Source organism: Micromonospora sp. NPDC050200 (assembly GCF_040656135.1).
Classification (GTDB): Bacteria; Actinomycetota; Actinomycetes; order Mycobacteriales; family Micromonosporaceae; genus Micromonospora.
The window spans coordinates 1-9,152 of the sequence record NZ_JBFALG010000116.1; the positions used below are offsets into that span (position 1 = coordinate 1).

A 9,152-nucleotide genomic window follows, 5' to 3' on the forward strand; every position below is an offset into this window, starting at 1 on the left:
TACACCCAGCGGCTCGCCGAGGCCGGCGCCGTCGCCTCCGTCGGCTCCAAGGGCGACTCCTACGACAACGCCATGGCCGAGGCCTTCAACTCCCTGTACAAGGCCGAACTCGTCCGGAACAAGGGCCCGTGGCGCGGGCTCGACGACCTGGAGATGGCCACCGTCGAGTACATCGACTGGTACAACAACCGACGGCTGCACGGCGAACTCGGCCACGTCCCACCCGCCGAACACGAGGCGCTACACGCGATGACCCACCCGGTCACCGCACCCCTGAAAGCCAGCTAACCAACTCTCCATCAAACCCGGGGCTTGACAACCCTGCCGTACCTGCTGAAGGTGCCGTTGGGCGACGGGCTGGTGTTTCGGGCGCGCGACACCTGGCCGCGCACATCGGCGGTGTACCTGCTCCGCAGGTGCTCGGCCCCATGGACAGGTTCACCTCGGTTGGACGGTGCGGCGTTACCCATGCGGTGTAACCAGGCGGAATCCGGCAGAACGTGTACTGGTGCGACCCACAGGGACAGGGGAATATCGACCAACGCTGGCTCGTAATGCGTGGGCCAGTGTTCAGGTGAGAGCGCCACAGCACGCAGCAGCGGTCCCGCCCCTCTCCTTGGTCACCTGCGCGCCCGGACAGTGGCATGCGTGCAATGGTTGACAACTCTGGTTGTCGAGCGCACCCTGGGGTGCGGGACCACTGACAAGGGAGCCGGATCATGCGGGATCTGACGCCGGACGAGCGGCAGGAATTGCGGCAGGAACTGAGTGCTGTTGCCGGCGGCTGGGCCCGGCGGCTGAACGACTCCAACGTGGATGCCCGGCGCGCGGCAGATCACGCGCCGAGCCACGCGGAGGGGATGCGGACCCACCTCGCGCGCATGGCGGTAGGTGAGCAGATGCGCAGCCTTCTCGATGACCTCGTGTCCGCCAGTGCCGAGGAAGCGGTGCAGTACGGTGCCGGCTATCCCGAGCTTGGCGCAGCGGTCGGCGTCAGCCGGCAGGCGGCGCGTAAGCGATGGCCTGACCTGCCGATCTCGAAGCGGCGTGCCAGCGAGTGGAAGCAACCGCCCGGGGGCATCGGTTGGGCCGGTGACAGCCATCTGGGATACCCGGGTGGAGCCTGAGGGGCTCGTCAGCTGACGCCGGGCGGCCACCAGGCCTGAATCCGCGGCAGGCACGGCGGGGCCACCGATCTGACGGTGGACGGCCATGTCCGTCGATCGGTTGACAATCACTGTGACCGGTGTCACCCTGAGTCGACTGTAAGCGCTTACGGTAGGAGTAAGCGCTTTTCATGCCGCTTCAGGAGTCCGGTTGAACCCGCAGGACCGACAGCACGTGACGATCTACGAGGTTGCGCAGCGGGTGGGCGTCTCGATCGCCACGGTGTCCCGGGTCGTGCGGGGTCACGGGGAGGTGGCCCGGGAGACCCGTCGCCGGGTCCTCGAGGCGGTGGAGGAGCTGCAGTTCCGACCCAGTCGCCTGGGTCAGTCGCTGGCCGAGGGCCGACACGCGGCCAACGGCATCGTCTTCCCGGATCTGTCCGGCCCGTACTACGCCGAGGTGATCCTCGGGTACGAGGAGCTAGCCGCCGATCTCGGCAGCAGCGTCCTGATCCTGGCCACGCACGGGCGGACCGATCCGGACCGCAAGGTGCTGGATCTGGCTCGTCGCGTAGACGGCATGGCGATCATGGGTCGGACGGTTTCCGACGGCGTGGTCGCCCAGGTCGCCGCGACCGGCATGCCCACCGTACTGCTGGGCCGGCCCCCGATCGGCGAGCTGGACACCGTCACGACGGAGAACGACGCCAGTGCCCGCGAAATGGTCACCCACCTGCTGGGTCACGGCTATCGGCGGTTCGCCTACCTGGGCGACCCCGCCGAGTCGTCCGATGTGACCGCCCGCTACGACGCCTTTCGCGCGGCGCTCGTCGGTGGCGGGATCCGGCCCCCGCGCGCACCGCTGCGCTGCGCCTTCGATGTGCCAGCCGGGCAGGAGGCCGCGCAGCGAGCGCTTGCGCGACCGCCCCGTCCGCAGGTGTTGGTCTGCGCGAATGACGAGGTCGCGCTCGGGGCGCTGGCGGCGGCGCAACAGATGGGGCTGTCCGTCCCCGACGACGTCGCGATCGTCGGCTGGGACGACGTGATGGCCGCCCGGTACGCGGGGCTCACCACGGTGCGTCAGCCGATGCGTGAGTTGGGCGCGACGGCGGCGCGGTGGCTGCAGGAGCGGATGGCCGGCAGCCGTTTTCACGCGCGTCGAGAGGTGCTGCAAACGCAGCTCGTCATCCGTACGAGCTGCGGCCGACATTCAGTCGATAGGGAGGATTCGTGATGAAGACAGGGACCCGCCGGGCCGTCGCCGTGGCCCTCGCGGTGGCGTTGGCGCTGGCGGGCTGCGGCCGCGACAGCGGTGGCGGCAGTCAGGAAGCGGCCAAGCCCGTCGGGGAGGGCAAGGCGAAGGGCGACATCACGGTCTGGGCGATGGGTACCGAGGGCGAGAAGCTTTCGGCGATCGCCGACGACTTCATGAAGGAGAATCCGGACGCGAAGGTCACGGTGAGCGCCGTTCCCTGGGACGGGGCACACGACAAGCTCGCCACGGCCATCGCCGGTAGGCAGACACCGGACGTCAGCCTCATCGGTACCACCTGGATGGGCGAGTTCGCCAAGACCGGGGGCCTCGACCCGACCCCGGCGGACCTGGTCAAGAAGGACGACTTCTACGAGGGCGCGTGGAACACCACGGTCGTGGACGGCACCTCCTACGGGGTGCCGTGGTACGTGGAGACGCGCCTGTTCTACGTCAACAAGGACGTCGCCGCCAGGGCCGGGGTGACCACCCCGCCGAAGAGCTGGGAAGAGCTCAAGTCGGCGATCAAGGCGTTCAAGGACAAGGGCGGCGCCAAGTGGGGTGTCAACCTCCAGCCCGGCCAGACCGGTTCCTGGCAGACCGTCATGCCGTTCGTCTGGCAGAACGGCGGCGACGTGGTCAAGGACGGGAAGTTCACCCTCGACAGCCCGGAGACGGTCGAGGGCTTCGCCTTCTACAAGTCCTTCTTCGACGAGGGCCTCGCACCCAAGGATCTGCCGCAGGGCGCCCTTGAGCCGGCCTTCGTCAAGGGCCAGATCGGGGCGTTCGTCTCCGGCCCCTGGCACATCACCGTCCTCAAGGACCAGGGCGGCGCCGGCAAGTACGACCTGTGGCCGATGCCCACCAAGCAGTCAGGCACGTCCTTCGTCGGCGGTGGAGACCTGGCGGTGTTCAAGGACGCGAAGAACCGTGACGGCGGCTGGAAGTTCGTCTCCTACCTCTCCCGCCCCGAGGTGCAGGCCAAGTGGTACAAGACGGCCACCGATCTGCCCGCGGTCAAGAAGGGCTGGGACGACCCGGCGCTGAGCGGCGACCCGCAGCTGTCGGCGTTCGGCAAGCAACTCGAGGACGCCAAGTCCCCGCCGACGATCGCCACCTGGGAGCAGGTCTCCGCGGCGATCGACGCCGAGGTCGAGAAGATGTGCAAGACGGGGGAGAAGGCGGAGGACGCCGCCAAGGCCATGCAGCAGCAGGCCGTCTCGATCGGCACCGGGACCTGACATGACCGCGGTCGCGTCTGACGTGTCCACCCGGCGGGGGCGTAGCGGCCTGCGCCTCCGCCGGGCCGCGGTCGGCTGGGGCTTCGCCCTTCCCTTCACCGTCCTGTTCCTGGTCTTCATGGCCGGGCCGGTGCTCGCCTCGCTGCTGATGAGCTTCACCGACATCCGCGGCGCCGATCTGCGCGACCCGCTCGGCGTCAACATCGTCGGCATCGACAACTACAGCCGGCTGCTCAACGACGAACTGTTCATCAAGTCGGCGGTGAACACCGTCATCTTCGTGCTGGCCGGCGTGCCGCTGACGATGGTGGCCGGACTGGCGGCGGCGCTCGGACTGAATTCCGGCCTGACCCGGTTCCGGTCGCTGTTCCGGGTCGGCTACTACCTACCCGTCGTCACCAGCATCGTGGCGATCGCCGTGGTCTGGCGCTTCCTGCTTCAGCCCGATTCCGGTCTGGTGAACAGCCTGCTCCGACTGGTCGGGGTGCACGGGCCGAACTGGCTCTACGACACCCGGGTCGCCCTGCCAGCGCTGATCGTCATGGCAGCCTGGCGCAACCTCGGCTACCAGATGGTGATCTTCCTCGCCGGCCTGCAGGCCATCCCGCAGGAACTGTACGAGGCGGCACGCATCGACGGGGCGACCTCCTGGCAGCAGCTGCGGTACGTGACACTGCCCGCGCTGCGCCCGACGCTGCTCTTCGTCGGGGTCATCGCGACGATCGGCTACCTGCAGTTCTTCGAGGAGCCGCTGGTGATGACCCGAGGCGGGCCGCTCAACTCGACGTTGTCGGTGTCGTACCACATCTACAACCAGTTCGGCTTCGGCAACTACGGCTACGCCTCGGCGATGAGCTACGTGCTGTTCCTGGTGATCGTAGTGATGTCGATCCTGTGGTTCCGGCTGCTGAAGTCCGACGAGGGAAGGTGATCCGATGTCGACCTCGGTGACCACGCCCGGCCGACCGCATCGTGCGCCCGAGGTGCCGGAGGCAACGGGACGTCGTCGGACACGGCGTGCTCGTGACCGGGTCGCCACCATCGTCCTGCACGCGGTGCTGGTGGTGGGGCTCCTGGTCATGGTCGGCCCGTTCGTGTGGATGCTGCTGTCGTCGTTGAAGACGGAAGGTGAGATCCGACTCGTCCCACCGACCTGGTGGCCGGACCACCCGACACTGGACAACTACCGATCCCTGTTCGGCCGGCTGAACTTCCCGACGTACTTCCTGAACTCGGCCATCGTGGCCGGCCTGATCACCCTCGGCAATCTGATGTTCTGCTCGGCGGTCGGCTACGCCCTGGCCAAGCTGCGGTTTCCGGGCCGGCGGGCGCTGTTCGGTCTGGTCCTGAGCGCCGTGATGGTCCCCGGCATGGTGACCTTCGTTCCGCTGTTCGTGCTGGTGGCCAACATGGGCCTGACCAACACCTACGCCGGCCTGGTGCTGCCCTTCCTGGCCTGGGCGCTGGGAGCGTTCCTCATGCGCCAGTTCATGCAGTCCATTCCTGACGAGTTGATCGAGTCCGCCCGGGTCGACGGCGCCGGCGAACTGCGGGTGTTCTGGAGTATCGTCCTGCCGCTGTGTCGCCCCGCGCTCGCCGCCCTGGGCATCCTCAGTTTCCTCACCTTCTGGAACAGCTTCCTCTGGCCGCTCGTGGTGGCCACGACCGAGGACAAGTACACGCTCCCGGTGGCCCTCGCCCTGTTCAGCGTGGGCCAGAACCAGACCAAGTTCGGGCTGCTGCTCGCCGGTTCCGTCGTGGTGGTGCTGCCCGTGCTGATCGTCTTCCTCCTCCTTCAACGGCATTTCGTACGCGGCATCGCCACCACCGGCCTGAAGTAGCGGACCCGGAACCACCTCCGGAGGTAGCCAATGATCCGTCCCATCCGCGTCGCCCTCGCGGCGGCGCTCGCCCTCACCCTCGCGGCGACCGGCGCGGCCAGCGCCGCCGCCGCACCACCCGCCAGCTCACCGACCGGCGCCGACCTGCCCGTCAACCGAGCCGGCGTCGACCCGTGGACGGCCGACACCTGGCGGTCCATGGCCGCGATGGCCGACCCGGCCACCGGGCTGCCCGCCGACAACATCGACGGAAACCTCTCGCCCGAGAGTCGCGCGCGGTACACCTCGCCCACCAACATCGGCGCGTACATCTGGTCGGCGATCTCCGCGCGCAAGCTGAACGTCATCAGCGAGCGGGAGCAGGTGCAGCGGATCTCCCACGCCCTCGACTCGCTCGCCGAGCTGCCGCGGCACCCCGACTCCGGCATGTTCTACAACTGGTACGACCCGTCGACCCTGCAGGTACTGCACACCTGGCCGGAGAACGGGTCGGCCGTCTACCCGTTCGCCTCCAGCGTCGACAACGCGTGGCTCGCCGCCGCGCTGATGATCGTCCACAACGCCGTACCGCAGCTACGCCCCAAGTCCGACCCGCTGCTCAAGGCGATGGACTTCGGCTTCTTCTACGACTCCCAGGCGCGAGGTCCGGACGTGCCCGCCGGCCTGATGCGCGGCGGGTTCTGGGTCGAGCCGCCGCCGGGCTGTGCCACGAAGGGCAACTACGAGCACCGCGGCCCCGACGTCTACTACACCTGCCACACGTACGGCGCGTTCAACAGCGAGACCCGGATGATCAGCTACGTGGCGATCGCACTCGGCCAGGTGCCGCCCGCCCACTACTTCGCGCCGTGGCGTACCTTCCCCGACACCTGCGACTGGTCATGGCAGGAGATGCGCCCGGTCGGCCAGTGGCGGGAGTACCTGGGCGTGCCCGTCTTCGAAGGCGCCTACCGCTACCGCGGCCTGCAGTTCGTGCCGACCTGGGGTGGAGACATGTTCGAGGCACTCATGCCGAACCTGTTCGTGCCCGAGGAGCAGTGGGGGCCGGACAGTTGGGCGCGCAACCACCCGGTCTACGTTCGAGGCCAGATCGAGCACGGCATGAACGACGCGAAGTACGGCCACTGGGGCTTCTCGCCGGCCTCGGACCCGCAAGGCGGGTACCGCGAGTACGGGGTGGACGCCATGGGACTCGACACCAACGGGTACACCAGCGACCAAGAGCGCACCAGCGTCGACTACGGCTTCGCGGGCTGCCCCGACCGACCCGCTCAGCCGACGCCCACCGCGTACGGCGACGGGGTGGTGACGCCGCACGCGGTGTTCCTGGCCATGCGGTACGCGCCCGCGCAGGCGCAGGCCGAGTTGGCGAGGCTCCGCAGCGATTTCGACAGCTACGGACCCGGTGGTTTCTACGATTCGGTGGCGGTGCGCAGCGGCACGGTCGCGAAGCGGTATCTGGCGCTGGACCAGGGCATGATCATGGCGGCGCTCGGCAACCTGTACGGCGGTGACGTCCTGCGCAAGGAATTCAGCCGCGGCGGTGCCGAGCAGTTCCTGCAGCCGGTGATGCGCGTCGAGGAGTTCTCCGTACCAGCGTCGCAGTAGCACGTCGGGCTCCTGGCGGCCAGCCGGCCGCCGGGAGCCCCCCGCGCTCACCCTCCGCGACGCGTGCGGGCACAAAGTGTTCCAGCCCTCGACGCGACCAGTGGCACGAGTTCCCGAGACGAAGGGCCAACCGAGCATGACCGACACGACGAGCGCCAACGACGCCGAGCACGCCCGGACCGACTGGCAGGCCCGGATCGGACGGCGCCGGGCCGACCACGTCGAGCACGAGTTCCGACCCGAACCACCCGAGGGTCTGACGGCGACCCCCGGGCAGGGGCAGGTGACGCTGCGCTGGACGCCGGTGGCAGGCGCAGTCGGTTACCAGGTCTATCGCGGCGAGCCCGGCAGGCCACTGACCCGTCTGGATCACCACGGCCAGGACGTGCTCGCGGTGCCGCATCCGCCATACGCGGACACCACCGGCGAGTGCGGGCGGGAATACCGGTACGCCGTGGCGGCCCTTGCCGACGTGGACCGGGTCGGGCCGATGTCCGAACCGGTGCAGGCCGTCTCCCTGGATCGGGGCGCCCCGGTGGTGCGGTTGACGATCGACGCTGCGGGAAGGACTCGTACGCTGCACCGGCCCTGGCGTCCGGTGATCGGTTCGGAGCACCTCAGTCACCTACTCAACCGGGAGACCACCGGTGGCCGACCGATCGGCGCGGAATTCGCCGAGGCACTGGGCATCATGCGAACCGAGTTGGGCGTCGGAGCGGTACGAGCGCATGCGATCCTCTGCGACGACCTCGGTGTCTACCGGGAGGTCGACGGTGACCCGGTGTACGACTTCACCGGGGTGGACAAGGTCTACGACCAGCTGCTCGACCTCGGGCTTCGCCCCGTGGTGGAGCTTTCGTTCATGCCCCGCGACCTGGCCAGCGACCCGACCAAGACCGTGTTCGCCTACCGCGCGATCGTTTCACCGCCGAAGGACTGGCAGCGGTGGGCCGACCTGATCCGCCACCTGGTGTCTCATCTGATCGAACGGTACGGGCGCGAAGAGGTGCGCCAGTGGCCGTTCGAAGTGTGGAACGAGGCGAACCTGGAAGTGTTCTGGTCCGGGACCCCCGCGGACTTCATGCGGCTCTACGAGGTGACCGCGCGGGCCGTCAAGGACGTCGACACCCACCTGGCGGTCGGCGGTCCGTCCTCCGCGGCAGCAGGCTGGGTGGGAGAGCTGCTCGAGCATGCCGGTACCACCGACACACCGATCGACTTCATCTCCACCCACACCTACGGCTCCCCACCGCTGGACTTCGGGCCCCTGTGCCAGCGGTACGGCAGGCCGGACCTGAACATCCTCTGGACCGAGTGGGGCATCACGCCGACCCATTTCAACCCGGTCAGCGATGGGGTGTTCGCCGCCACGTTCCTGCTGACCGGAATGCGCTCTGCGGCGAATCGGGTGGACGCGTTGGCCTACTGGGTGGCGTCCGACCACTTCGAGGAACTGGGGCGACCGCCCCGCCTCTTCCATGGCGGCTTCGGCCTGCTCACCGTGGGGAATCTGCGCAAGCCCCGGTTCTGGGCACTTGCCCTGCTGAACCGGCTGGGAAACGACGAACTACCGGTCGTGATGCTCGGCGACGGCGCGGACAGCCTGGTCCAGGCCTGGGCGGCCCGAGACGACGACGCGTCGGTGGACGTACTGGTGTGGAACGGCACACTCGACCAGTCGAAAGCCGAGGGCGACGAGCGGCTCAGCCGCGACGTTCACGTCCGGGTCGAGGGCCTGGCGGGCGACCGGTACCGGCTCCGCCACTGGCGGATCGACCGTACGCACTCCAACATCGCGCAGGTGTGGAGGGACCTCGGCGACGGTGACTGGCCGGTCGGCGGCCAGTGGGAGCAGTTGCGAGATCGCAACACGATCGAGGAGTACGAGCCGGCACGGGAGGTCCGCGCCGAGGACGGGGCGACGGTGATCCAGGTTCCGTTGCCGATGCCGGGCGTCTCCTTCCTGCGCTTCGAGCCGGTGTCGGTCGTACACCTGACACCGTGAGCGGCCAGAACCCCACAACCCGTTAGCGTCATCGGCAGTTGTCCTCACCACCAACTTCCCCGGCCGTGGGCCGAGGACAGCGAGGAACGCCTGTTCCAG

At 68.5% G+C, this 9,152-nt stretch carries 8 protein-coding genes; all 8 read left to right on the forward strand.

The features are described from left to right. On the forward strand, positions 1 to 288 hold a 288-nt coding region (locus tag AB0I41_RS33950; protein ID WP_357115225.1), incomplete at its 5' end, for an integrase core domain-containing protein. A 431-nt stretch (positions 289 to 719) separates the two neighbouring features. Next, complete coding sequence (locus tag AB0I41_RS33955; RefSeq protein WP_357115227.1) at positions 720 to 1,127, forward strand: hypothetical protein; 408 nt, start codon at positions 720 to 722, stop codon at positions 1,125 to 1,127. Between the two features lie 214 nt (positions 1,128 to 1,341). Then, on the forward strand, positions 1,342 to 2,340 hold the full coding sequence (locus AB0I41_RS33960) for a LacI family DNA-binding transcriptional regulator (RefSeq protein ID WP_357115239.1): 999 nt from the start codon (positions 1,342 to 1,344) through the stop codon (positions 2,338 to 2,340). Further along, a complete protein-coding gene (locus tag AB0I41_RS33965) occupies positions 2,340 to 3,599 on the forward strand; it encodes a sugar ABC transporter substrate-binding protein (RefSeq protein WP_357115229.1) in 1,260 nt (419 codons plus the stop codon). Before AB0I41_RS33960 ends, AB0I41_RS33965 begins: the two co-directional genes overlap by 1 nt. Position 3,600: 1 nt before the next feature. Continuing rightward, positions 3,601 to 4,530, forward strand: coding sequence for a sugar ABC transporter permease (locus tag AB0I41_RS33970; RefSeq protein ID WP_357115231.1), 930 nt, complete (start codon positions 3,601 to 3,603; stop codon positions 4,528 to 4,530). Positions 4,531 to 4,534: 4 nt separating this feature from the next. Beyond that, a complete protein-coding gene (locus AB0I41_RS33975; protein WP_357115233.1) occupies positions 4,535 to 5,440 on the forward strand; it encodes a carbohydrate ABC transporter permease in 906 nt (301 codons plus the stop codon). Positions 5,441 to 5,470: 30 nt separating this feature from the next. Next, positions 5,471 to 7,048 (forward strand): glucoamylase family protein, encoded by a 1,578-nt coding sequence (locus AB0I41_RS33980; protein ID WP_357115235.1) that lies wholly within the window; start codon positions 5,471 to 5,473, stop codon positions 7,046 to 7,048. Between the two features lie 136 nt (positions 7,049 to 7,184). After that, complete coding sequence (locus AB0I41_RS33985) at positions 7,185 to 9,053, forward strand: xylan 1,4-beta-xylosidase (protein ID WP_357115237.1); 1,869 nt, start codon at positions 7,185 to 7,187, stop codon at positions 9,051 to 9,053. Positions 9,054 to 9,152 lie beyond the last annotated feature (99 nt).

Coding starts and splice junctions, on each gene's coding strand:
- AB0I41_RS33955 (WP_357115227.1), top strand. CDS start 720: ATGCGGGATCTGACGCCGGACGAGCGGCAGGAATTGCGGCAGGAACTG.
- AB0I41_RS33965 (WP_357115229.1), top strand. CDS start 2,340: ATGAAGACAGGGACCCGCCGGGCCGTCGCCGTGGCCCTCGCGGTGGCG.
- AB0I41_RS33970 (WP_357115231.1), top strand. CDS start 3,601: ATGACCGCGGTCGCGTCTGACGTGTCCACCCGGCGGGGGCGTAGCGGC.
- AB0I41_RS33975 (WP_357115233.1), top strand. CDS start 4,535: ATGTCGACCTCGGTGACCACGCCCGGCCGACCGCATCGTGCGCCCGAG.
- AB0I41_RS33980 (WP_357115235.1), top strand. CDS start 5,471: ATGATCCGTCCCATCCGCGTCGCCCTCGCGGCGGCGCTCGCCCTCACC.
- AB0I41_RS33985 (WP_357115237.1), top strand. CDS start 7,185: ATGACCGACACGACGAGCGCCAACGACGCCGAGCACGCCCGGACCGAC.